The following is a 23128-nucleotide window of genomic DNA, read 5'->3' as shown; positions in this document are numbered from 1 at the left end:
AGTGGCTGAGCCGTATGAGAGTGCGTTGGACGGGATACCAGGAGCTCATCCGTACCCCCGTTCCAGTCGGTATCACGACGCCGAGATCGGGGTGCACGTACAACCCGACGGTACCGAAGTGCGGTATGCCAAGCGGCGGTTGCTGCCTCCGCTGGGCGACGTTCAGGCGACCGCGCCTCACACCGTCAACAGCGGTGAGCGGCTCGATCATCTCGGGCAGCGCTACTTCGGCGATCCCGGGCAGTGGTGGCAGATCGCTGACGCCAACCCCGTCCTCGACCCACGTGAGCTGACCGCCGAGCCCGGTCGTCAGATCGACATTCCTCTGCCGGGTGGATTCCATGGCTGATGAGCCGATCGGGAACGGGCCCGTCCATCTCACCCTGCGCATGGGCCCCAAGCTCACCCGGCCCGTCCCCGCCGAGGTGACCGAAGCGCTGCTGTCGGCGCAGATCACGACCACGTCCGGGGAGCGGAGCGGGTTCCAGATCGCGTTCGATCTGACCAAGAAGGGGATCATCACGCAGCGGCTGCTGCCCGAGGGGTTCTTCGATCCGCGGACGCGGGTGATCGTCACGGCGTCCGTCAAGGGGACGACGACCGTGCTGCTCGACGGGCTGATCGTGCGTCAGGAGGTCGGGGCCAGCAATCAGCCGGGGCAGACGACGCTCACGGTCACCGGCGAAGACCTCACCCTGCTCATGGACCTGGAGGAGCGGACCGACCGGTATCCCAATCTCGTGCCCTCGAAGCGCGTCGAGCGGATTCTCGCGAAGTACGCCGACTACGGGATCGACGCGCGCATCGTCCCTGAGCAGATTCAGCAGCCGGCCCGCGAGCAGTACCGCGTCGATTACCAGACCGGGACCGATCTCCAGTACGTGAACGAGCTGGCCAAGGCCAATGGGTACACGTTCTATCTCGACCCGGGGCCCGTGCCGGGACGGTCCAGCGCGTTCTGGGGGCCCGAGCGGCGGCTCGGGCAGCGGCAGCACGCGCTCAATGTGAATATGGACAACAACTCGACCGTCGACCAGCTGACGTTCGCGTACGACGGGACCGCCCGCGAGGAGCCGCAGGCGCGCGTGCAGGATCCCTCGTCGCGCGACTCCACGCTGCTCGCCCAGCCCGACATCAGTCCGTTGCGGCCACCGCTCGGCCGGCGGGCCACCCCGGCGCTCAAGCGCAGGACGCTGTCCGGTACCGCGAAGAAGGACCTCGGGCAGGCGAGTGCCGAGGCCCTCGCCAGGGCCGCGACCTCGGCGGACGCGATCTCCGGATCCGGGTCGCTGGATGTCAATCGGCATGGATATGTGCTGCGGCCAAGGGAGTTGGTGGGGGTCCGGGGGGCCGGGGTGACGTACGACGGCGACTACTACGTCAAGAGCGTCACCCACAACCTCAGGCCCGGCTCGTACCAGCAGAACTTCACGCTCTCCCGCGAGGGCCTCATCGCCCGCAGCACGACCGTGCGCCCGTAAGGACCAGGAGAATTTCGTATGGCGGCACCGAACAACCGCTTCCTCGGCAAGTTCCGGGGCCGCGTGATCGACAACAGGGATCCGCTCAGGATCGGCAGGATCACGGCCCAGGTGCCGGATGTGCTGGGCGACGAGGCGTCCACCTGGGCGCTGCCCTGTCTGCCCTTCACCGGGCGTCAGTCGGGGCAGTACGCCGTCCCGGAGATCGGTGCCGGTGTGTGGGTGGAGTTCGAGCAGGGGGATGCCAGCTTCCCTGTCTGGACGGGGTGTTGGTACGGAGACGCCGCCGAGCTGCCGCCGCGCGCGAGCGCCGAGTTGCCCGCCTCGCAGCCGGTGGTGATCCAGACCCCCGGCGCTCACAAGCTGGTGATGTCGGACGTGCCCGGCGGCGACGGGATCCTGCTGGAGGCCAAGGGCGGGGCGTACGTCCAGATCGACGAGAAGGGCGTGACCATCGGCAACGGCAAGGGGGCGTCCATCGTGCTGATCGGCGACGAGGTCAGCATCAACGAAGGCCGGCTGATCGTGCCGAAGAAGCGATAGCGACAGCGAGAGCGACAGCGAGAGCGACAGCGAGAGCGATGACGACGAACAGAACGGGGAGAGGTCTGTTGTCCGGGAATGTTGTGAACGGTGGGTCCACGATCAGCTGCCCGCACGGCGGCCGGGTCGTACCCGCCTCCGCCCGATCGTCCGGTGTACGGATCGACGGCCTGCCCGTGCCCACCGCCACCGATGTCTTCACCGTCAGCGGCTGCCCGCATCTCATCGACGGCGTACCGCATCCGTGTGTCACGGTCCGCTGGACGCCGGAGCGCGGCGGTGTGCTGATCGACGGCGCGCCCGCGCTGCTCGACAGCACGTCCGCGCTCTGCTTCAGCGCCGCTCTGGTGCCGCAGGGCCCGCCGGTCGTCGCGACGGCCGCGAGGGGGGTTGCGTCCCGATGAGGAGCGACATCGCCTTCCCCTTCCGTACCGACCGGCGCGGGCGCACCGCGCACGCCGACTACGACGACCATGTGCGGGATCTGATCGAGCAGTTGCTCTTCACCAGCCCTGGCGAGCGCGTGATGCGCCCCGACTTCGGCTGCGGTCTGCTCGATCTGGTCTTCACACCGAACAGCCCCGAACTGGCCTCCGCCCTGGAGCTGTCCGTGCAGGCGTCGCTCCAGCGCTGGCTGGGCGAACTGATCGAGGTGGAGGCGCTGGACGTGGTGAGCGAGGAGAACGTGGTGCGGGTGTATCTGCGCTATGTGGTGCGCTCCACCGCGAGCCGGCGCGACGAGGTGTTCGAGGGGAGCGGCCCGGTATGAGTGTGCCGAGCGATCAGTTGGTCTGCCGTACGGACGGCAGGCGTACGAAGGTAAGGGCCGCGCGGCTCGGTGGTGTGGACGCGGTCGAGGTCGGTGACGACGGGCTCACGCTCACCGTCACTTTCCTCGGCAAGGCGCCCCACGGGCTCTGCCCGGAGAACATCCGGATCGACGGCGGCCGGCGGATCACCGGTATCGAGGCCGTCGAGGTGTCGGTCGAGCGCGAGGAGGACCCGGAGCTGGACGACCGGCTGTTCGTCACGCTCGACCGCACCGGCGACACCTCCCGCTACCGGCTCTCGATTGTCGGGACGGATCCGTACGGACGGCCCGGCACCGAACCGTTCCCGGGCTTCGACCAGCGCTACTTCTGGGCCGACTTCGACTTCCGGGCGGACTGTCCCACCCCCTTCGACTGCGCCGATGAGCGGCCGGAGTGCCCGACTGTCCACACTCCCGCGCCCGTCATCGACTACACCGCGCGCGACTACGACACGATCCGCCGGCTGATCCTGGACCGGCTGGCGCTCACCACCCCGGACTGGGTCGAGCGCAATGCAGCCGACCTCGGGACGACACTGGTCGAACTCATCGCCCACACCGCTGATCTGATCAGTTATCAGCAGGACGCGGTCGCGACCGAGGCGTATCTCGACACGGCACGGCGCCGGGTGTCCGTACGCCGTCATGTGCGGCTCATCGACTATCCGATGCACGACGGGGTCAACGCCCGCGCGTTCGTCACGGTCGAGACCGTACGCCGGCTGACACTGCCGCCCGGTACGTTCCGCTTCGCCGCCGTCGATGTCCGTACGCTCGGGCCGCGCGACCGGCCCGAGATCGGTACGGTCGTCGACGACCGGGATCTGGCCGTGCTGGACGAACGCGGTTCGGTGGAGGTCTTCGAACCGGTCGTCGCCGAGGAGCCGTTGGTCCTGTCCCCCGAGCACAACACCATCCGCTTCTGGACCTGGGGCGACGAGGTGTGCGCGCTGCCCCGGGGAGCCACCGCCGCCACGCTCCGTGACGAGTGGGTGGACGAGGAGTCGGCGGACAAGGAGTGCGCGGCGCGGACGCTGGAGCTGTCGCCGGGCGATCTGCTGCTGATCGAGGAGGTACGGGGGCCGCGTTCCGGTACGCCCGGCGACGCCGATCCGGCGCACCGGCAGGCCGTACGCCTCACCTCCGTCACCCCGGGCGTGGACCGGCTCTCGGACCAGCCCGTCCTGGAGGTCACCTGGGCGCGGGAGGACGCGCTCACCTTCCCCGTCTGTCTGTCCACGCGCGGCGGCCCCGGCTGCGAGCCGGTCGAGGACGTGAGCGTGGCGCGCGGGAATGTCGTGCTCGTCGACCACGGCCGGTCGCTGACCTTCCATGGCGGCGCGGCCCAGACGGTCACGGTCCCGCCCGCGCCGGCCGTCCTCGGCTCCTGCGAGCCGTCGGGCTTCGGCTGCTGGGACGGGGACGCGGGAAACGCCACGGCCGAGCTGATCAACACCCGTATCGGACAGACGCGTTGCGGCCGGTCACTGACGGCCGATCAGGTCCGCGAGCTGTTCACCGTCGTCGGTGAGGACGCGACGGTACGCGCCGGAGTCAGCCTGGAGCTGGCCGGGCGGAGGCGGGAGAAGGTCGTTCCCAGCACCGCCTACGCCCAGGCGGAGGCGCTGGCTACCCTGCTGGCTCAGGTCACCTATCCCGGCATCCGGCCGCGCTTCCGGCCGGTGCTCGACCGCTCCCCCGTCGTCCAGTCCGTACCGTTCCCGGAACCCCGCCATGTCTCGGCCGGACAGGCCACGCGACTGGCGGCCATCGGGGGCCGGGTGCGGGAGCGGCTGGTGGAGCTGTGGCGCAGTGCTCGCGATCACGATGGTCTGACGGACTATGAGATCGCCGAGCTGACCGTGCTGTTCGGCCTGCGCGTCCTGGAACGTGTTGAGCTGCGGCGCCATCCGGTGCGCGCGCTGCGTGAGTTGCTGCACCGCGGCGAGCGGCTGCTCGCCGCGAAGCTGCGCCGGCTTGAGGTGCTGAGCGCGCGGGCGCGGGCGGGCGCGGTGCTCGACGGGTCCATCGCCTGGGAGATCGCGCACAGTTGGGGACCGGCGTACGCGGTCGGACTGCACCCCGGTGAGGCGGTGCTGCGCGGGCCCGCCGCGGCCCTCGTACAGGATCCGCGGGCCGCGCTGCCCGCGGTGAGTGTCACGGACGGCGACGCGTCCTGGGCCCCCCGGCGGGATCTGCTCTCCAGCGGCCCGCGCGACCGGCACTTCGTCGGCGAGCTGGAGGACGACGGACGGATCGCCCTGCGCTTCGGTGACGGGCGGCACGGCGCGCGACCGCGACCGGGTGCCCGGCTGGAGCTCCACTACCGGCTCGGCGGTGGCACGGCGGGCAATGTCGGCGCGGAGGCCATCAACCATCTGGTGCTGTGCCGTGATCCCGACGCGTCCGACGCCGGGGACCCGATGCCGGTGGCGGGGGTACGCAATCCGTTGCCCGCCGTCGGCGGTACGGAGCCCGAACCCATCGACCAGGTACGGCAGTTGGCGCCGCTCGATCTCAAGCGCTCGCGGCTGCGCGCCGTCACCGCCGAGGACTACGCGGCCCTGGCCGCCGGGCTCCCGGGGGTACAGCGCGCGGCGGCGGAGATCCGCTGGACGGGCAGTGTCCAGGAGGCGCATGTCGCCATCGACGCGCTGGGGAACGGTGATCCGTCGCCCGAGCTGCTCGATTCGGTGTCGTACGCCCTGGAGAGCTACCGCCGGATCGGCCATGACCTGGTCGTCGGCCCCGCCAGGAACGTACCGCTGGACATCGCTCTCGCGGTGTGTGCCGCGCCCGGCCACCAGCACGGGCAGATCCTGGCCGAGCTGTACCGGCTGCTGGGCAGCGGACGGCTGTCGGGCGGCCGGCTCGGGTTCTTCCACCCCGACGCGCTGACCTTCGGCGAACCGGTGCGGCTCAGCAGGCTGGTGGCCACGGCGGCGGCCGTACAGGGCGTGGAGAGCGTCACCGTCACCCGGCTGAACCGGCTGTTCCACGAGTCCCCCGCCGGTCACACCGACACGGACGACACCGCACTGGAGGCAGGTGTGCTGCGGCTCGGCCCGCTGGAGATCGCGCGCTGCGACAACGACCCCGACCGGCCCGAGAACGGCCGGCTCTCGATCGAGCTGGGCGGAGGTACGCGATGAACGCCACCAGCGGCTACGACTCCAAAAGCCACGACCCCTGCGGCTGCGGCTGCGGTGGGCACGACGAGCGCCACGCGCCCCGGCCGCTGTACAACCCGCCGGGCCGGACGGCCCTCGACTACCGGGTCGGTGAGTACGGCTCGTTCCTCGCGGCCATGCTCGACCGGCTCGCCTCCCCCGCCTACCCCGCGCTGCGCGGACTGACCGTCCGTACCCCGGACGACCCGGCGATCGGGCTGCTGGACTCCTGGGCGGTCGTCGGTGACCTGCTCACGTTCCACTCCGAGCGGATCGCCGAGGAGGGGTATCTCCGTACGGCCCGTGAGTACCGTTCGCTGGCCCTGCTGGGGCGGCTGGTCGGGCACCGGCCACGGCCCGGTATCGCCGCCGACACCCATCTCGCGTACACCCTGGACCGCGATCCGCGCGCCGAGGACCTGCCGGTGCTGATCCCGCGCGGCGCGCGCAGCAACAGTGTGCCCGCCTCGGCCGACGAGGAGTCGCGGACCTTCGAGACCAGTGAGGATCTGACGGCCCGCTGGGCCTGGAACGAGCTGGCGGTACGCCGGCGCCGGCCCGCCCTGCTCACCCCGGACGATCTGCGCAAGCGTTCCGAGATCCAGATCTCCGGGACGGCCGCCTCGCTCCAGACCGGGGACAGGCTGCTCTTCGTCTTCGGCGCGGACGGGGAAGCGGCCGGGCGGCGGCTGCTGCTGCCGGTCGCGCGGGTCCGGATCGACCGGGACGACGAGGTGACGGCGATCGGTCTGCCGCAGTCCGCGCCGCCTTCGCCGGCCGAGCTGGTGGCGGAGCTGCGCGAGTGGATCACCAAGGACGGGCGGGAGGCCGAGGAGGGCGATCCCACCCCCGACAACCCCAATCCGCGCCCTGTCAGCCTGATCATCGAGGACTTCGACAGTCAGGTACTGGCGCCGTTGCGCGCCGATCTGGACGGCATCACGTCCCCGGCGGCGTTCGCCCGACGGCTCGCGGATCCGCATGAGCGGCTCGCCGAGGCGCAGGCCGTCGCGGCTCCGTACGAGGAGGTCGTGGCCTGGTTCGAGCAGTTGGAGGCCGTGCTCGGCGAACTGATGGAACGGGCGGCCGAGTTGGAGCCCTCGCAGCCCGTGCCACCAGCCCCCGTGAACGCGCCCGCGAACGCCACCGTGGACTCCCCCGCGCACGCCGGGGCGGCGGACTCCCCGGCCATGCGGGCGCTCGGCGCCGTACTGCCCGCGCTGCGCACCCGCGTGGTGAAGCCCCCGTCGGGCGCCCGCGCGCTCCCGCACGACCCGGCGCGGCTCCTCGCGCCGGGCTCCGACCTCGGCGCGCGGCTGCTGTCCGCTCTCGATCCGCGGGTCGCCGACGGGATGTACGCGGCGTGGCGCAACGCCGCCCCGGCCGTGCCCGCGCTGCTGCGGGAGCTCCAGGCGATGCGGGTGACCGCCGCTCCCTTCGGGGCGACGGCGCCGCTCAAGCCCGTCCAGGACGAGCGCGGGCGGGTCATCCGGCAGACCGACTGGCCGCTGGGCGGCTCGTCCCTCACCACCATGCGGATCGTGTACGACGCCGCCGGCCGGGTGCCGGTACGGGCCGAGTTCCAGCACACGGAGACCGGCTCGTCCGTACAGCGGTCGGAGAATCTGCCCGCCGAGATCACGTTCGATCTGGCGCCGGGCCGGGTCTCGCTGGTGACCCGTACCGCCCAGGACCGCGATCTGAGCTGGCTCTCCCGGCGCCCGGCCGACTCCCAGGAGCCGGGCGTGACCGCCCAGTTGCTGCCCGGTCTCCCCGAGCGGACGCTCTTCGTCTCCCGTCCCGGCGAGGACGGCCGGGTCCATGTCGCCGTCCACAACGGCGATGCCCAGGAGTGGTGGCTCGCTCCCGGCGAGCACAAGCAGGTCACCCACGCGGGGCTTGAGCTGACCGTGCGGTACACCGCCGGCAGCGAGCCGGCGAATGTCGAGATCGGTCTCGCGACCATCCCCGAACAGGCCAACCGCCATGTCCTGCCACTCGATTCCGTCCAGGACGGCATCACGGTCGGCAGCTGGGTCGCGGTCGAGCGGCCCCGCAAGGGCGCCGAGGGGCCCGACGGGATCCCGGGCGACAAGAAGCTCGCGTCCCTGACCACCCGCGTGACCGCCGTGCGCACCGCCGCGTACACCAACTACGGCATCACGGGCCGGGGCACGGAACTGACGCTCGCCGACCCCTGGCTGGACGAGCACGACGTCCTGCTGTCCACGATCCGTGACACCACCGTGCACGCGGGCGGTGAGGCGCTGCGGCCGGCCGACGAGCCGCTGGGCGAGGACGTTCACGGCAATGAACTCGAACTGGCCGAGCTGTACGACGGGTTGCGGCCGGGACGCCATCTGATCGTGTCGGGCGAGCGCACCGACATCCCGCACACGGCCGGGGTGCGCGGCACCGAACTGGCGGTGATCGCCGCGGTGGAGCAGGTGCTGGACCCCCACCTGCCCGGTGACCATGTCCATACGAAGCTGACGCTCACCACCGATCTGGCCTGTCGCTACCGCCGTGACACCGTGCGCGTCCAGGGCAATGTGGTGCCCGCGTCGCACGGCGAGAGCCGCGACGAGCCGATCGGCAGCGGCGACGCGGACCGGATCAACCAGACGTTCGCCCTCTGGCAGTCGCCGCTGACCTGGCTGCCGGCCGACAATCCGCTGGGCGCCACGCCCACCCTGGAGGTACGGGTCGACGGTCTGCTCTGGCACGCGGTGGACAGCCTGGCCGGACGCGGGCCGCGCGAGCGGGTGTATGTCACCGGCACGGCCGCGGACGGGCGGACGACCGTGACCTTCGGCGACGGGGTGTTCGGCGCCCGGCTGCCGTCCGGGCACGAGAACGTCCGGGCCCGGTACCGCTTCGGCACCGGCAGCGCCGCCAACCTCCCGGCGGACCGGATCACCCAGGCCGTCACCCGCCCGCTGGGCGTCACGGCCGTCACCAATCCGCAGCCCGCCACGGGCGGCGCGGACGCCGACGGCCCCGGTCTGACCCGGCGCACGATCCCGCTCGCGGTCTCCGCTCTGGACCGGCTCGTGTCCCTCAGGGACTACGAGGACTTCGCCCGCTCCCGGGCGGGCATCGGCCGGGCCACGGCCCGCGAGATCTACGACGGGCGGCGGCGGGTGCTGCATATGACGGTCGCCGGGGTCGATGACATCGCGATCGCCGAGGACTCCGAGGTGCTGCGCGCCCTGCGGACCTCGCTCGCCCGGTACGGTGACTCGCGGCTCCCCGTGCGCGTGGATGTACGCGAGTTGGTGCTGCTGCTGCTCGCGGCGCGGGTGAAGGTGGCCCGTGATCACACCTGGAGTGTGGTCGAACCCCGGCTGCGCCAGGCGCTGCTGACTGAATTCGGCAGTGGCCGACGGGAGTTGGGACAGCCCGCCCGGCTCTCGGACGTGCTGGCGACGGCCCACCGGGTGCCCGGGGTGGACTATGTGGATGTCGATGTCTTCACCGGGGTGCCCGCGTCCGTCACACCGGAGGAACTGATCGCGCTCGCGGGACAGTTGGACCGGCCGCGCCCGTCGGTCCCGGCGCGGCTCGCCACATACGACGAGGACGTGCACGTGGTCACCGAGCAGGACGGCGAGACGCTCACCCGGATCGCCGGTCGGTACGGCATCCCGCTGGCCGAACTGCTGCGGCTGAACCCGGACATCACCGATACCCGGCGGCCGGCGAAGGGCCGGGCGCTGTGTGTCTTCCGGGGCATCAGGCCGGCCCAGCTCGCCCTGTTGTCACCGCATGTCGCGGACACGCTGATTCTGACGGAGGTCACCGCATGAGCAGGGAACCGGACGGGCTCGCGGAGCTGCTCCCGCAGTGGCACCGGCTGCGCGACGCCGAGGGCGGGGAGCCGCTGCGCGCGCTGCTCGCGGTGATCGCCGAGCAGGTCGACCGGGTCCGCGACGGGGTCGAACAGAGCTATGAGGACTGGTTCGTGGAGACCGCGGCGCCCTGGGTGCTGCCGTATCTCGGCGATCTGGTCGGCTACACCCCGCTGCCCGGCTATGAACGGGTGCTCGCGAGGGGGCTGGAGAGCGGCGGGGGCGCGGAGGAGGCGCGCGACCGGCTCGCCGAGGCGCTGGCGCCGCGCAGCGATGTCGCCGCGACTGTCGCCAACCGGCGGCGCAAGGGCACGCTCGCGCTGCTGGAGGAGCTGGCCGAGGACGTCGCGGGATGGCCCGCGCGTGCGGTGGAGTTCTCCCGGCTCCTCGCGCATCAGCAGCCGGTCAAGCTGTACGGATCGGGGACGGCGGCGGTGAACGCGCGCCGGCTGGAGCGGGGCCGGCTCGTGGACGTACGGGAGGGCGCGGCCCTGGATCTGGCGGGCGGGCCGTTCGGCGCGGTCGCGCGGTCGGTGAACGTACGGCGGGCCGGCTCGGCGCGTACGCAGGGCGGCCAATCCCCGGCGGGCGTGGGCCTGTTCGTGTGGCGGCTGAAGCCGTACCACCTGACCAAGGCGCCCGCGTACTGCGTCGACCGGGCCCGTAATCTCTACACGTTCTCGATCCTGGGCAATGACACCCCGCTGGTGACCAGGCCGGTGCCGGAGCCGTCGGCCACCCATGTCGCGACCATCGACAACGTCCCCGCGTATATCCGCCGCAGGCAGCTCGCCGACCGGCTCTCGGACTACTACGGGCCCGGCAGGAGCTTTACGGTCTGGCGCGACGGCCAGGACGAGCCGGTGGCGCCGGCGGATCTCGTGGTGGCGGATCTGACGGACTGGCGCTACCGGCCCAAACGCGGGCAGGTCGCCGTCGATCCCGAGCTGGGCCGGATCGCCTTCGGCTCGCGCTCCGCGCCGCGCCAGGGCGTCTGGGTCACGTACCACTACGCGTTCTCGGACGACACGGGCGGCGGTGAGTACCCGCGCGACCGGGAGACGCCGGTGTCCGCGGCGGTCTACCGGGTCGGCCCGGGCCAGCGGTACCAGCGGATCATGGACGCGTACGGGCAGTGGCGCGCGGACCGGCGGGCCGGGCACTGCGGGCCCGACGGGCTGATCGAGATCACGCACAGCGGCGCCTACCAGGAGCAGCTGGACTTCGATCTGGACCCCGGCGACCGGCTGGAGGTGCGGGCGGCCGAGGGCACCCGGCCGGTGATCCGGCTGCTCGACTGGTACAGCAACCGGCCCGACGCGCTCAATATCCGGGCACGGGACGAAGACGGGGAGGCGGGCGCGGGGGAGGCTCCCCGGATCGTGCTGGACGGGCTGCTGATCACCGGGCGCGGGCTCCATGTCGCCGGTCCCATGGGCGCGGTGGTGCTGCGGCACTGCACGCTCGTACCGGGCTGGTCGCTGGAGCCCCACTGCGATCCGCACTCCCCCGAGGAGCCGAGTCTGGTGCTGGACAGGACCACCGCGTGCGTGGAGATCGAGCGGTGTGTTCTCGGCACCATCGAGGTGATCGGTGACGAGGTGGGGCACGACCCGCTGCCGCTCCATATCCGCGACAGCGTCCTCGACGCCACCGGTCACGACCGGGCGGCCCTGTCCGCCCCGGACTGCCGGCATGCCCACGCCGTGCTGCACGCGCACCGCACCACCGTCATCGGGGAGATCCACACGCACGCGGTGGAGATCGCCGAGAACTCCGTCTTCACCGGGGCGCTGCGGGTGGCCAGGCGGGGCGTCGGGTGCGTGCGGTTCTCGTACGTACCGCCCGGCTCGCGCACCCCGCGCCGCCATCGCTGCCGGCCGGACCTGGTGGGTGGCGAGGAGGCCGCGCGGGTGCGGCCGTTGTTCACCAGTGAGCGGTACGGCACGCCCGCGTACGGGCAGTTGGCGGCCGGGTGCGCCGAGGAGATCGAGCGGGGCGCCGAGGACGGCTCCGAGATGGGCGCCTTCCACGATCTCTACCAGCCGCAGCGTCTGGACAGTCTGCGGGCGCGGCTCGCCGAGTACACCCCGGCGGGTACCGACGCCGGGATCATCACCGTGACCTGAGCCCTGAGACCCAAGACCTCCATCGCCGTGTGCCCCGCCTCATGCCCGACGCCGTAACTCCGTATCCCGCGCGACCGAATGCCGAACTTCCGAGGGGGACCCCTTCCCATGCACGCAGATATCTCCCGCATCACCTTCCGTCCCGACCGGCACTACTCGGCGGTGATCGCCCAGCAGGGCCGCGTCCAGCTCGACGCGGACGCCAATGAGCAGGCAGCGATCCAGCTGCACCAGGCCCGTACCCTCGCCGCCGATCTGATCGGGTGGCACGGCGGTCCGCGCGGTGCCACCGGATTCGCGCTGGATTTCGTGGGCGGCGGCCGGGAGTTGGACGATCTGTCCATCGCGGGCGGCCGTTACTACGTGGACGGCATCCTGGTGGACGCGACACGCCCGGCGCCCGGGGTGCCGGTCGAGGACGACGCGGCCCCGGCCGAGGACGGTGACCAGGACGCTCCGGCGGCGCCGGAATCGCCGGCCACCTGGACGTACTGGGACCAGCCCGACGCGTACCGCGACCCGGAGCGGCCCGGCGACCGGCTGCCCACCCAATACCCCTATCTGGCCTATCTGAAGGTGTGGGAGCGTTCGGTCACGGCGGCCGAGGACCCGCTGCTGCGGGAGGTCGCGCTGGGCTCGGCGATGCCCGACACGGCGGCCAGGCTCAAGGTCGTCTGGCAGATGCTGCCGCTGCCCGGCGAGCGGCTGGAGCTGGATCCGGCGGACGGAATGCCACAGGAGCAGGCCCGCGCGGCGTTCACCAAGTGGGTAGCGGCGCAGGCGCCGACGGCGCGGATGGCGGCGCGCGCCCGGCGGCCCGAGCACGCGGACGAGGACCCGTGCCTGGTGAGGCCGGACGCGCGGTACCGGGGCCCGGAGAACCAGATGTACCGGGTGGAGATCCACCAGGGCGGCGCGGCGAAGGACGCGACGTTCAAGTGGTCCAGGGAGAACGGTTCGGTGACCTTCCCGGTCGACGGGCTCGACGGTACGTGGGTGGAGCTGGCCTCGCTCGGCGGTGACGACAAGCTCGATCTGAACGTCGGTGACCAGGTCGAGTTCGCCGACACCGCGTATCTGAGCAGGGGCGAGCCGCTGCCGCTGCTCAGGGTGGAGGAGGTCGACCTGCCGGGACGGCGCGTACGGCTCTCCGCCGAGCCGGACCCGTCGGTGGGACGCCGGCCGGAGCTGCACCCGTTCCTGCGCCGGTGGGACCACCGGCCCGGCTCGCATCACACGAGCGGCTCGGGGTCGTCGGGACGGCAGAAGCGGAGCGTCGCGAAGCCGCGCGACGGCGCGCTGCGGATCGAGGAGGGCGGCTGGCTGCCGCTGGAGGACGGCGTACTCGTCTACTTCGAGCCGGGGAAGACATATCGCTCCGGTGACTTCTGGACCGTTCCCGCGCGTACCGCCACCGGCGATGTCGAATGGCCGACGGACGCGGCCCGCAGGCCGCTGCTTCGCGCCCCGAGCGGGATCCAGGTCCACTACGCTCCGCTGGCATGGGTGGTCGGTGAAGGGTCCGCCGTCGATCTGCGGATGGCGTTCGCCCCGCTGGCCACCGCGATCCCCGCGGCGGACGAAGCGGAACTGGCGGCGGAGACGGCGGCCGAGGAAGAGGCCGTCGCCGCCGAACTGGCCGCGGCGGACGACACCGCGGGGCCCGCGCCGGAACAGAACAGTGAGGAAAAGACCGAGAACTGACATAGCGTCAGGAATAGAAGGAGCACCACGATGGCAACGCCTCTGACCGCCGCCAAACTGCTGCAAGCCCTCCGTAACGAGGGTCTGCGCGTCGTCGAGCACCGCAGCTGGCGCACGCACAACCGCAACCACAAGGGTCCGTGGGGGCCGATGCACGGAGTGATGATCCATCACACCGTGACGTCGGGGACGCAGAGCTCCGTGGAGCTCTGCTACAACGGCCATTCGAGCCTGCCGGGCCCGCTGTGCCACGGTGTGATCGCCAAGGACGGCTCGGTCCATCTGGTCGGCAACGGCCGGGCCAACCACGCGGGGCTCGGCGACGACGATGTCCTGCGCGCGGTGATCAACGAGTCGGCGCTGCCCGCCGACAACGAGGCCAACACCGACGGCAACCGCTACTTCTACGGCTTCGAGTGCGTGAATCTGGGCGACGGCAAGGACCCATGGCCCGCCGCCCAGTTGGAGGCGATCGAGAAGGCCGCAGCGGCCATCTGCCGGGCGCACGGCTGGTCGCAGCGCTCGGTGATCGGTCATAAGGAGTGGCAGCCGGGGAAGATCGATCCGCGCGGCTTCACGATGGACTCGATGCGCAAGCGAATAGGGGACCGGCTCGGCGGCAAGCCGGACGGCCCCTCGACGCCGCCGCCGAAGCCTCCGGCGACCTACGAACCGTTCCCCGGAACCGCCTTCTTCGCGGTCGGCCGGCGCAGCGCCGTGATCACGGCGATGGGCAAGCGGCTGGTGGCGGAGGGCTGCGGACGGTACGAGGTGGGCCCGGGGCCCGACTGGTCGGAGGCCGACCGCAAGTCGTACGCCGCCTGGCAGCGCAAGCTCGGCTACTCGGGGAGCGACGCCGACGGTGTGCCGGGCAAGACGAGCTGGGACAAGCTCAAGGTGCCCAACGTCTGATCCCTCGCACGTCCTTGCGCGCCACGACCGCGGGTTACGTCCCGAGGTTCCGCGCCGGCTCAGATGCCCCGGGGCAGTTCGCCGGGGTACGTCGTGGCGCGCTCGGACAGTGCCTCCAGCGCGGGCAGCGCGGCGTCCAGGGCGCGCTGTTCCTCCGCCGTGAGCAGGGTGATCTGCTCGGCGAGGCGGGCGGCGGTCTCGCGGCGCCTGGCCTCCAGCACGGCCCTGCCCGTACGGCTGAGCGCGACCAGGCTGGCGCGCTGGTCCTGCGGATCGGGATGGCGTTCGATCCAGCCGGTGCTGTCGAGCAGATCCACCATGCGGGAGGTGGTGGACAGGGCGATGCCCATGCGTGCGGCGAGTTCGCTGATGCGCAGCGGGCCATGAGCCGCGAGCGCGGCCAGGGCGGCCTGCCGGCTGGGGGTGAGGTCGCCGGGGGCACTCCGGGAACGCAGTACGGGAAGAAGGTGCTGGATCGCCAGCCGGAGCCGGCCGGCGATCTCGGCGATCTCGGCCGGGTCCGGGCCGGGTGCGGGCGCGGTCATCGTGGTCCCTCGGGCGGGGGCGGGGGCGCCGGGGACGGCCGCGCGTACGGCTGCGGGAACAGCTTCGGGGAGGATCGCGCGGACGGTTCGGGGGACGTCAGCGGCGCGGGGGCCGGCGAGGCAGAGGCGTCCGGACACTGTTCCGCCGCGGCACGAGTCGCGGCCAGGTGCCGGTCACCGTGGATATAGCGTCCGCCCCGGAGCAGCGAGGCGAAGGCCGCGACCAGGCAGGCGGCGATCGCGAAGTCGAAGGCGACGGAGAGGCCGTCGGAGAACGGCGGGGAGATCAGCGCCGGGAAGAAGGCGCGCCCCGTCAGATAGTCGGCGTGCCCGGCGGGCAACTGGGCGAGCACATGCGGTCCGAGCAGCGTCTGCACCGGGTTGTATCCCAGGAGCGAGGCGAACAGCACGCCGACCGGCGGCAGCGCGGCGACCCTCGCCGCGTCCGCCGCAGGCACACCCTGGGCGGTCAGACCATGGGTGAGAGCCCCGGGAAGCACCCCGGCGAGGCCCGCGATCATCAAGGAGAAGAAGATGCCGATGGAGAGCACCGTGGCGGAGTTCTGGAAGGTGGTGCTGATCCCGGCGCCCACCCCGCGCTGGTCGGGCGGCAGACATATTGATCGTCGCGATCAGTACGCCGAGCGTGGTGTTGGACAGGGCGATCCACTTGTAGTGCGGTCCCGGCTCACGGTCGGTGCCGGCCCGTGACCCGGCCGGTTTCGCGACTGTCCACCGCACTGGGCATCACTCCCGTCGCACGTGATCGACGGATTTACTTGCTTGACCTCAACCAATCCAATCCCGGTTCGGCGCCGATGCCAGTGCCGGGAATTACCCGAGCTCAAGACTGGTGACGGCGTACAGCCCCGCTAGGTCCATTTCCGGCACGGGGCCGGTATACATGCGCGCGGCCTCGAAGGAGGGCGTCAGTCCGAGCTCTTCCGCGAGCCGTACGGACGGCGCGTTGATATCCGGGATGTCGATCGCCACGGGTGCCCCGGGGACGGTCGCGGCCAGTCCGCTCAGCAGCGCGGCGGCGACCTCCGGGGACGAGGCGTAGAGCGGCCCGATGCGTGAAGCGCCGCTACAGGGACGGATGGCCGCGAAGCCGCGCAGTTCACCGTCGTGCACGGCCGCGAGGCTCGTACGGTCGGGCAGCCCGATCCACGAGGCGAGGAAGGCGTCGCGCTCCGCCGGGAAGAACCGCCGGTCGTAGGCGGCGAGTTGGTCGAAGGAAATCCGGCGGGCGTCGATCAGCGCGATGCCGTCCGGAATTCCGGTGGCCGCGATGCCGGCGGCCGCCGGCACGCCTTCGTAACGGACATTGTTCCAGGCCTTGCGGAAGCCGGACTTACGGTAGTTCTCCTGCTGGTCGATCACCCCGTCGAGCCCTACGTTCCGGCCGGCCAGCCGCGCCATGGCCGCCCGCCAGACCTGAATTCCGTATCCCTGTCCGCGCACGGCGGGCCGGGCGATATAGAAACCGATGAATCCGAAATCGGTGCCATAGCGCACGGCGGAAACAGATGTGACGGCCTCACCATTCAGGCGTCCGAAGATAAAACCGCCCGGATCGGTCGGGAAGAAGGAGTGCCTGTCGGACTTTCCTGGATTCCAGCCCTCCTCGTCGGCCCATGTACCGAGCTGTTCGATGTAGTCGGCGTTCGCGGTCACAATCTCAAACGTCACCCTCGGCCTCCAGTGCGGTGGGCTCACACCCTGCCACAGCCAGGACCGGGAACCAACGGAAGTGGATCAACTCTCGGCCAGGTGAGAACTTCCGGTGCGGTGCGGGCGTCTGTCCGTCGAACACACGCACAGACACAGGAGTTCACATGGCCGTACGTACGAAACGCAGGAACCGTCCGACCCGTTCGTCCTCGCCCCGTCCGTCCCCGGCGCATCGCGGCGGCGCGCGGCGTGCGTGGCTGGGGGCGCTGGTCGCGGCGGCCCTGGCGAGTACCGCGCTCACCGGCCCCGCCGTCGCCGCCTCGGCCGCGCAGAACGGGGACGGAAACGGGAACGGGAGCGTAGCCGCGGCCGGGAGAGCCGGTCACCACGCCACGCAGCAGCAGCTGGACGCCGCCGTCAGCGACGGGGTCCCCGGCGCACTGGCGCAGGTGACGGACCGCGACGGCGTCTGGAACGGCGCCGCCGGAGTCGCGGACCGGACGACCGGCCGCGAGCGGCTGCCCGGGGACACGTACCGCATCGCCTCCCTCACCAAGACCTTCGTCGCCACCGTGCTGCTCCAGCTGGAGGCCGAGGGCCGCCTCGATCTGGACGACACCGTCGAGTCCCGGCTGCCGGGGGTGGTGCGCGGCAGCGGCCATGACGGGCGTACCGTCACCGTCCGCCAGCTGCTCAATCACACCAGCGGGATCTTCAACTACAACTCGGACCCGGAGTTCCGCCAGAAGGTCGCCGGAGACGGCTTTCTGACGCACCGTTATGACACCTGGCAGCCCGAGCAGTTGATCGCGCTCGCCATGAGCCACCCGCCCTACTTCGCGCCCGGAACGGACTTCCACTACTCCAACACCAACTACATCCTCGCCGGGATGATCGTGGAGAGGGTGACAGGACGCCCGTACGGCACCGAGATCGAGCGCCGTATCCTGCGCCCGCTGAAGCTGCGCGCCACCAGCGCGCCGGGGACCGATGTGCGGATGCCCCATCCCTCGGGCCGGGCCTACTCGAAGCTGCTGTCGCCGGATCCCGCCGCGGAGATCCATGATGTGACCGAGCTGAACCCGACGGTCGCAGGGGCGTCAGGGTCGATGATCTCCAACTCGGCGGATCTGCAACGCTTCTACCGCGCGCTGCTCCGGGGCGAGTTGCTGCCGGCGGAGCAACTGGCCGAGATGATGGACACCGTCGACGTGGGCGCGGGCGCACCGTCCGGCTACGGCTACGGGCTGGGTCTGCTGCGCCAGGAACTGCCGTGCGGCGTGGAGATCTGGGGCCACGGCGGCGATACGCGCGGCTCGCAGTCCGCGATCGCGATGACTCGCGACGGAAGCCACTCGATCGCCTTCAACTTCAACGCGGACTGGGCGGGTGACACCAAGAAGGTCGTCGCGGCGGAGTTCTGCGGCTGACGTCAGGCCGACGCCGGTGGGGGCGGGCGACCGATGCGCCGATCGCCCCCGCCGGTATCGGTGCCACCGGTATCCGTGCCACTGGTATCCGTGCTCGCTCAGCCGAACCGGCCGTTGACGTAGTCGGCGGTCCTGCTGTCCTGGGGCGCGTTGAACATCGCGTCCGTGTCACCGTGTTCGACGATTACCCCGGGTGTCCCCTGCTCCGCGAGGAAGAAGGCACAGGAGTCGGAGACCCGCGCGGCCTGCTGCATATTGTGCGTGACGATGACGATCGTCACCTCCGTCTTCAGCTCGGCGATCGTCTCCTCGATGCGCCGCGTCGAGGTCGGGTCGAGCGCCGAGCACGGCTCGTCCATCAGCAGCACCCGCGGCCGCACCGCCAGCGATCGCGCGATGCACAGCCGCTGCTGCTGGCCGCCGGAGAGCGCGCCGCCCGGCTGGCGCAGCCTGTCCTTGACCTCGCGCCAGAGCCCGGCCTTGGTGAGACACTCCTCGACGAGATCGTCCTTGCTGTCGCGCCCCGCCTTGATGCCATTGAGCTTCAGCCCGGCCAGGACGTTGTCGTACAGCGACATGGCGGGAAACGGATTGGGCTTCTGGAAGACCATGCCGATCTGCCGGCGGGCATGGGTGATGCGCCGTCCGCGGTCGTAGATGTCTCCCCCGTCGAGCAGCACGCGTCCGGCGAGGGCGGCGGTCGGGATCAGTTCGTGCATACGGTTGAGGGTGCGCAGGAAGGTCGACTTGCCGCAGCCCGAGGGGCCGATCAGCGCGGTGACCTCGTGCGCGGGCATGGTCAGCGAGACCCGGTCGAGCACCTTGTGGTCCCCGAACCACGCGGAGACGGTATCGGCGCGCAGTGTGGCGGCGGTGTCGCCGCCCACCGCGGACTGGACCAGGGTGTCGGCGAGTTGGGGCGGCGTCACCGTCATGGTGGGGCAACTCCCTTTCTTTCAGAGCAGGTTCGGCAGGAGGCGGGTGGCGGCGGCGGAGACGGCGAGGCCCAGTACGGCCAGGACGGGCACGGCACAGATCCAGGTCTGCCACCGGCCCCACACCCGGTGGGCCCAGGCGGCGAGGAGCGCGGCGAGGAAGAGCGCCTGGGTCCACAGGAAGACCGCGAGCCAGGCGGCACCGTCGCCCTTGAGCGCCTCTTCGGCGGATCCGATCCACCCGGCGCGGCGCTCGCGCGGTGGGCTTGGCTGTACGGGCGTGGTCAGTTCGGCGTCCACGCGCAGCACCCCCGAGGGGGTGTACGGGGCGCCGGTGGCGGTGATGAGGGTGAGCCGGCCCTGATTCTGCCCACCGCTGGGCGTGGGCAGCGCGTCGCCCGCGCGCCGGATGCCGGTGACCCGGTACTCCGCCTTGCCCTGGCCCGTCATCAGGGTGATCGTGGCGTTGTCGGGGATCCGGTCGAGCCGGGAGAACGGGCTTCCGTACCCCCACTGTCTGCCCATGATCACGGCGGTTCCCGACTGGCCGGGCAGCGCGGTGTCACGGCGGTGCCCGGGGCCGGACATCAGCACACCGGAGGTGGTGCCCTCGCCGACGACCTCGTGGACACCGAGGGCGGGGATGTCCAGCAGTGCGACGGGGGCGCCCAGGGCGAGTTCCTTGCCGTCGTTGTCGAGCGGGCCCACCGGGGCGGTGCCCTCGGCGAGTTGCTTGCGCAGCTCGTCGTAGGCGACCTGCTGGTCACGCGCGTGCTGGAGATGTCCGACGACGGTGAGGTTCGCGGCGAAACCGAGCAGTACGGCGGCGAGCACGCACAGCGCGGCCCCGGCCAGCGCCAGCCCCGGGCGGACGGGGGCCCGCTGGGCTCCCCGACGCCCCGCGGGCTCCTTGGGCTCCGCCGTCTCCTCGGCTCCGGCGGGCGGTGAGGGGGTGTCCGGCGGGGCGGGGGCGGACGGCGGCGGTGTCAGAACGGCCACGGTGGCTGCGCTCCTCGCTGACAGGGTCGGGGGTGAGGGTGGGAGGGGCGGATGGGACCAGCCGGAGACCGGCGCGGAGACGGGGGTACGTAAGGGGTCGCGTACGGGTACGAGTTCGGGGCCCGGAGGCAGACACACGGCCTGCCCCCGGAAGCCGACGCACCTCGGGACCCGTCCCGCCTCAGTCGCCCGCCGTGCCCGAAGGCGTGGCGAAGGTCAGCAGGCCCCCGCGGCGCGCGCCGACCACGAACGCGGCGCCCACGAAGCACAGCGCCAGGGAGGCCAGGGCGATCGAGGCGACGCCGGTGCCGGTCGAGGCGAGGGAACCGCCCCCGCCGCTGCCACCGCCGCTGCCACCGGCCGCGCCGGAGTCACCGCCCGTGTCACCGCCCGTGTCACCGCCGGAGGTGCCCGCCGCCGCGCCGCCGTCCGCGCCCGTGGAGTCGCTGGGCTCGGGGGTGGGCTCCGTCACCTCGCCCGTGGTGAACGCGAAGGCGAGGCTGTGGCCGCCCTCCGTGTCCTCGGCGAGCGTCAGCACATGGTCGCCGTCCGCGAGTTCCGCCGGGACGGTGAACGGATAGTCCTGGACGATGCCGGCCGCGTCCGCCGTGGCGTCCTCGAAGGTCGCGTCGCTCTCGGCGAGGGTCACCTTCACGGTCGCGTCCTTGGCGTAACCGCGGGCGGTGATCGTCACCTTCTGGCCGGCTTCCAGGTTCGGGTTCGCTTCGAGCGGATTGCCGTCCGCGTCCACCACATCGAGGTCGGCGGGCACGCCGGGCTCGCCGGTCGGCTGCTCGGAGTCGCTGGGCGTCGGCGAACCGCCCGGCGGGGTGCCGGGCTCGTCGACCGTATAGCCGTTGACGGCATTGCTCGAACCGGCGTACGCGTCAGGATCCGTGGGGGTGAACTGGGCGCGGATGTTCTGGACGCCCTTGGGCAGCGCGGTCGTCGTGAACACGGCGGTGCCGTTCTCGACCGCCTTCGTGCCGAGCGCGACCGGTTCCGTACCGACGCGCTCGGAGGTCAGAGTCACCTCACCGGCCGCCGCCTCGGGGGTCACCTTCACCGTGACCGTCACCTCGCTGCCCTGCGCGGGGTGGTTCTCCGGAGCGGCCGTCAGCTCCACGCTGGTCGTCTCCGCCGCGGCGAGTGTCCAGGTGTCGCCCGTGACCACGATGTTCGTGGTGAAGAAGGCCGGGGGCGTGTTCGGGTCGAGGACGTTGACGCAGTCCAGCCGCAGCTCGTACGTACCGTCATGGGCCCCGTCGGGGTACCACTCGGTGAGGGCGTCGAAGAGGGTGCGGAAGTTCTCCGGCATCTCGGTGTCGATGGGCCCGGCGTCGTACGGTCCCGTCGTCGCGTTGCCCACGCGGATCGGTGTGCTGTCCTTCGGGTGGAGCACATTGAGCCGTACGGCACCACCCTGCCCCTCCGGGCACGCGGTGTCGGTGGTGACCCGTGGGACGAGCGGGTTGTCCATGATGCTGCCGGTGGTACGGCCGAGGGTCAGATCGCCGAGCCGGTCGGCCGCGCTCGCGGTGGCCGCGGCGCCGAGCACGGCGGCGGCCGCGCCCATGAGCAGGGCGCAGCACAGCAGCAGCGCCGGGAGTGATCTCGCTCGCGCGAGGCGTGTCATGGTCGGATCCCCCACAGGGTGTCGGTGTCGCGGTTGGTGTTGATGTCGGAGTCGGTGTCAGCGGGATACGGGACGGGAACGGGATACGCCGCGGGGCCGGGCACCTGGAGGGTGCCCGGCCTTGGCGTGGTGGGAAGGGACGGTGATCAGCGCTCGCCCTTCAGGGCGGTGGCGCCGCAGGCGGTGCCGAGGGTGCCGAAGCCGTACGCCTGGATCTGCGGCGTCTGGCCACAGACCTTGGAGGCGGTGCCGACGAACGCGCTGACGACGTTGGCGTCGGCGGTGGTTCCGGTGATCTTGGCGGTCGGGACGACGTTGTAGACATCACGGTTGTAGGGGAAGGCGGTGTTGAGCGAGCCGTCCGCGTTGCGCGGCGCGACGCTGTTCACCTTGCCGAGCACCGTGACGCCGTGACGGTCCGTCACCACACCGTTGGTCTGGGCGATGTACTGCGCCACGGAGTACGGGGCGATGTCGCCGGCGGTGTCCAGCGCGGTGCCGTCGTGCTCCTGGACGGTGCCGTTGACGCAGGTGCCGAGCTGGGCCTCGGTGACCCCGATCTTCTCCAGGAAGAAGGACCGCGTGCCCGAGCCGGACTGCGGCAGGAGCGGGGTCAGGGTGACGCCGTTGTGCGTGGTCTTGACGCAGGTGTAGATGTCCCGCAGCTGGGCGGTGGTCAGGTCCAGGCTGCTGTTGAGCGCGCTGTCCGAGCGGACCGCGATGGTCACCGCGTCCTTGGCGAACGGAATCCAGGTCAGCTTGGTGGTCGTCGTGTCCACCGGGCCCCGGGAGGAGCGGGCGAAGTCGAGGCAGCCGGTGTTGTTGAGGACCGCGTTGCGCAGGGCGTCGATGCCGGCCGAGGAGCCGTTGGGCCGGTTGATCGTGCAGCCGGTGGCGCGGGTCTTGATGGTGGCGGTACCCGTCGCGTTGTAGGACGCGATGAGCTGACCGTCCGGGACACCGTCGGGGTCCGGGATGACCGCGCCGAGGCGGTTGAGGACGTCCTGCGTGGTGTCGGAGCCCACGCCGGCGAGCTGGCGGTACTCACCGACCGCCGGGTCGGCGGAGGCTGCGGGGGCCAGCAGGCCCACACCGAGAGCGGCAGCACCGACGACGGCACCCAGGCGAACACGGGACTTGACGTTCACTTCTGTTCTCCTCCGTGAATACGGATTTCGAGGAATGGACTGTCAAGAAGAATCCGGATTTCGTTCCGCCGACCCGTCGGCCGGCACCGTGAAGATTTCCTCATATGCACAGTCCAGGACCACCAACTCCGCCGGATAATAAGGTTACGGGGGCATTTCC

At 71.4% G+C, this 23128-nt stretch carries 18 protein-coding genes; 11 read left to right on the top strand and 7 right to left on the bottom strand.

All coding sequences use genetic code 11. From position 1 onward, the window contains the following. The first annotated feature begins 1 nt into the window (after nucleotide 1). The 10 genes from IF11_RS0115790 (at nucleotide 2) to IF11_RS0115745 (ending at nucleotide 14601) form a co-directional block, all read left to right on the top strand. Nucleotides 2-349: a LysM peptidoglycan-binding domain-containing protein gene (locus IF11_RS0115790; protein ID WP_030352226.1), complete on the top strand. Its 348-nt coding sequence runs from the start codon at nucleotides 2-4 to the stop codon at nucleotides 347-349. Further along, a complete protein-coding gene (locus IF11_RS0115785) occupies nucleotides 342-1481 on the top strand; it encodes a hypothetical protein (protein ID WP_030352225.1) in 1140 nt (379 codons plus the stop codon). Before IF11_RS0115790 ends, IF11_RS0115785 begins: the two co-directional genes overlap by 8 nt. A gap of 18 nt (nucleotides 1482-1499) precedes the next feature. Beyond that, nucleotides 1500-2024, top strand: a complete 525-nt coding sequence (locus tag IF11_RS0115780; protein ID WP_030352224.1) for a phage baseplate assembly protein V — start codon at nucleotides 1500-1502, stop codon at nucleotides 2022-2024. Nucleotides 2025-2092: 68 nt separating this feature from the next. After that, the gene (locus IF11_RS0115775) at nucleotides 2093-2428 is read left to right on the top strand and encodes a hypothetical protein (RefSeq protein WP_030352223.1); all 336 of its coding nucleotides are present in this window, start codon (nucleotides 2093-2095) and stop codon (nucleotides 2426-2428) included. Next, nucleotides 2425-2793, top strand: coding sequence for a GPW/gp25 family protein (locus tag IF11_RS0115770; RefSeq protein WP_030352222.1), 369 nt, complete (start codon nucleotides 2425-2427; stop codon nucleotides 2791-2793). Before IF11_RS0115775 ends, IF11_RS0115770 begins: the two co-directional genes overlap by 4 nt. Continuing rightward, complete coding sequence (locus tag IF11_RS0115765; protein ID WP_030352221.1) at nucleotides 2790-5987, top strand: putative baseplate assembly protein; 3198 nt, start codon at nucleotides 2790-2792, stop codon at nucleotides 5985-5987. The genes IF11_RS0115770 and IF11_RS0115765 overlap by 4 nt, the downstream gene beginning before the upstream one ends. Continuing rightward, the gene (locus IF11_RS40175) at nucleotides 5984-9814 is read left to right on the top strand and encodes a putative baseplate assembly protein (protein ID WP_037727847.1); all 3831 of its coding nucleotides are present in this window, start codon (nucleotides 5984-5986) and stop codon (nucleotides 9812-9814) included. Before IF11_RS0115765 ends, IF11_RS40175 begins: the two co-directional genes overlap by 4 nt. Then, nucleotides 9811-11985, top strand: a complete 2175-nt coding sequence (locus tag IF11_RS40170; RefSeq protein ID WP_030352219.1) for a hypothetical protein — start codon at nucleotides 9811-9813, stop codon at nucleotides 11983-11985. Before IF11_RS40175 ends, IF11_RS40170 begins: the two co-directional genes overlap by 4 nt. 108 nt (nucleotides 11986-12093) lie before the next feature. After that, nucleotides 12094-13689, top strand: a complete 1596-nt coding sequence (locus IF11_RS0115750) for a DUF6519 domain-containing protein (RefSeq protein WP_030352218.1) — start codon at nucleotides 12094-12096, stop codon at nucleotides 13687-13689. Between the two features lie 30 nt (nucleotides 13690-13719). Further along, on the top strand, nucleotides 13720-14601 hold the full coding sequence (locus IF11_RS0115745; protein WP_030352217.1) for a peptidoglycan-binding protein: 882 nt from the start codon (nucleotides 13720-13722) through the stop codon (nucleotides 14599-14601). Nucleotides 14602-14660: 59 nt separating this feature from the next. Here IF11_RS0115745 and IF11_RS0115740 read toward each other — a convergent pair whose 3' ends face one another. The 3 genes from IF11_RS0115740 to IF11_RS0115730 all read right to left on the bottom strand — a co-directional run bounded on the left by IF11_RS0115740 (nucleotide 14661) and on the right by IF11_RS0115730 (nucleotide 16838). Then, entirely contained in the window at nucleotides 14661-15146 is a 486-nt protein-coding gene (locus IF11_RS0115740) for a MarR family winged helix-turn-helix transcriptional regulator (protein WP_051745961.1), read from the bottom strand. Beyond that, nucleotides 15143-15739, bottom strand: coding sequence for a hypothetical protein (locus IF11_RS0115735; protein WP_030352215.1), 597 nt, complete (start codon nucleotides 15737-15739; stop codon nucleotides 15143-15145). Before IF11_RS0115735 ends, IF11_RS0115740 begins: the two co-directional genes overlap by 4 nt. Nucleotides 15740-15980: 241 nt before the next feature. Further along, nucleotides 15981-16838 (bottom strand): GNAT family N-acetyltransferase, encoded by an 858-nt coding sequence (locus IF11_RS0115730; RefSeq protein ID WP_030352214.1) that lies wholly within the window; start codon nucleotides 16836-16838, stop codon nucleotides 15981-15983. A 146-nt stretch (nucleotides 16839-16984) separates the two neighbouring features. Here IF11_RS0115730 and IF11_RS0115725 point away from each other — a divergent pair, with 146 nt between their 5' ends. After that, complete coding sequence (locus tag IF11_RS0115725) at nucleotides 16985-18250, top strand: serine hydrolase domain-containing protein (protein WP_078490712.1); 1266 nt, start codon at nucleotides 16985-16987, stop codon at nucleotides 18248-18250. 98 nt (nucleotides 18251-18348) lie between these two features. On the opposite strand, the gene pstB is transcribed toward IF11_RS0115725, so the two are convergent. The 4 genes from pstB to IF11_RS0115705 form a co-directional block, all read right to left on the bottom strand. Further along, nucleotides 18349-19185, bottom strand: a complete 837-nt coding sequence (pstB, locus tag IF11_RS0115720) for a phosphate ABC transporter ATP-binding protein PstB (RefSeq protein WP_030352212.1) — start codon at nucleotides 19183-19185, stop codon at nucleotides 18349-18351. A 21-nt stretch (nucleotides 19186-19206) separates the two neighbouring features. Then, nucleotides 19207-20184, bottom strand: coding sequence for a sortase (locus tag IF11_RS0115715; RefSeq protein WP_051745960.1), 978 nt, complete (start codon nucleotides 20182-20184; stop codon nucleotides 19207-19209). Between the two features lie 181 nt (nucleotides 20185-20365). After that, the gene (locus IF11_RS37790) at nucleotides 20366-21820 is read right to left on the bottom strand and encodes an Ig-like domain-containing protein (RefSeq protein ID WP_030352210.1); all 1455 of its coding nucleotides are present in this window, start codon (nucleotides 21818-21820) and stop codon (nucleotides 20366-20368) included. A gap of 146 nt (nucleotides 21821-21966) precedes the next feature. Further along, nucleotides 21967-22968, bottom strand: coding sequence for a substrate-binding domain-containing protein (locus IF11_RS0115705; RefSeq protein WP_051745959.1), 1002 nt, complete (start codon nucleotides 22966-22968; stop codon nucleotides 21967-21969). Nucleotides 22969-23128 lie beyond the last annotated feature (160 nt).

The sequence above is a fragment of the Streptomyces scopuliridis RB72 genome, assembly GCF_000718095.1.
GTDB classification, from domain to species: domain Bacteria; phylum Actinomycetota; class Actinomycetes; order Streptomycetales; family Streptomycetaceae; genus Streptomyces; species Streptomyces scopuliridis.
Note: the sequence above shows the minus strand (reverse complement) of the source record. Positions and strands in the feature narration are given on the sequence as shown.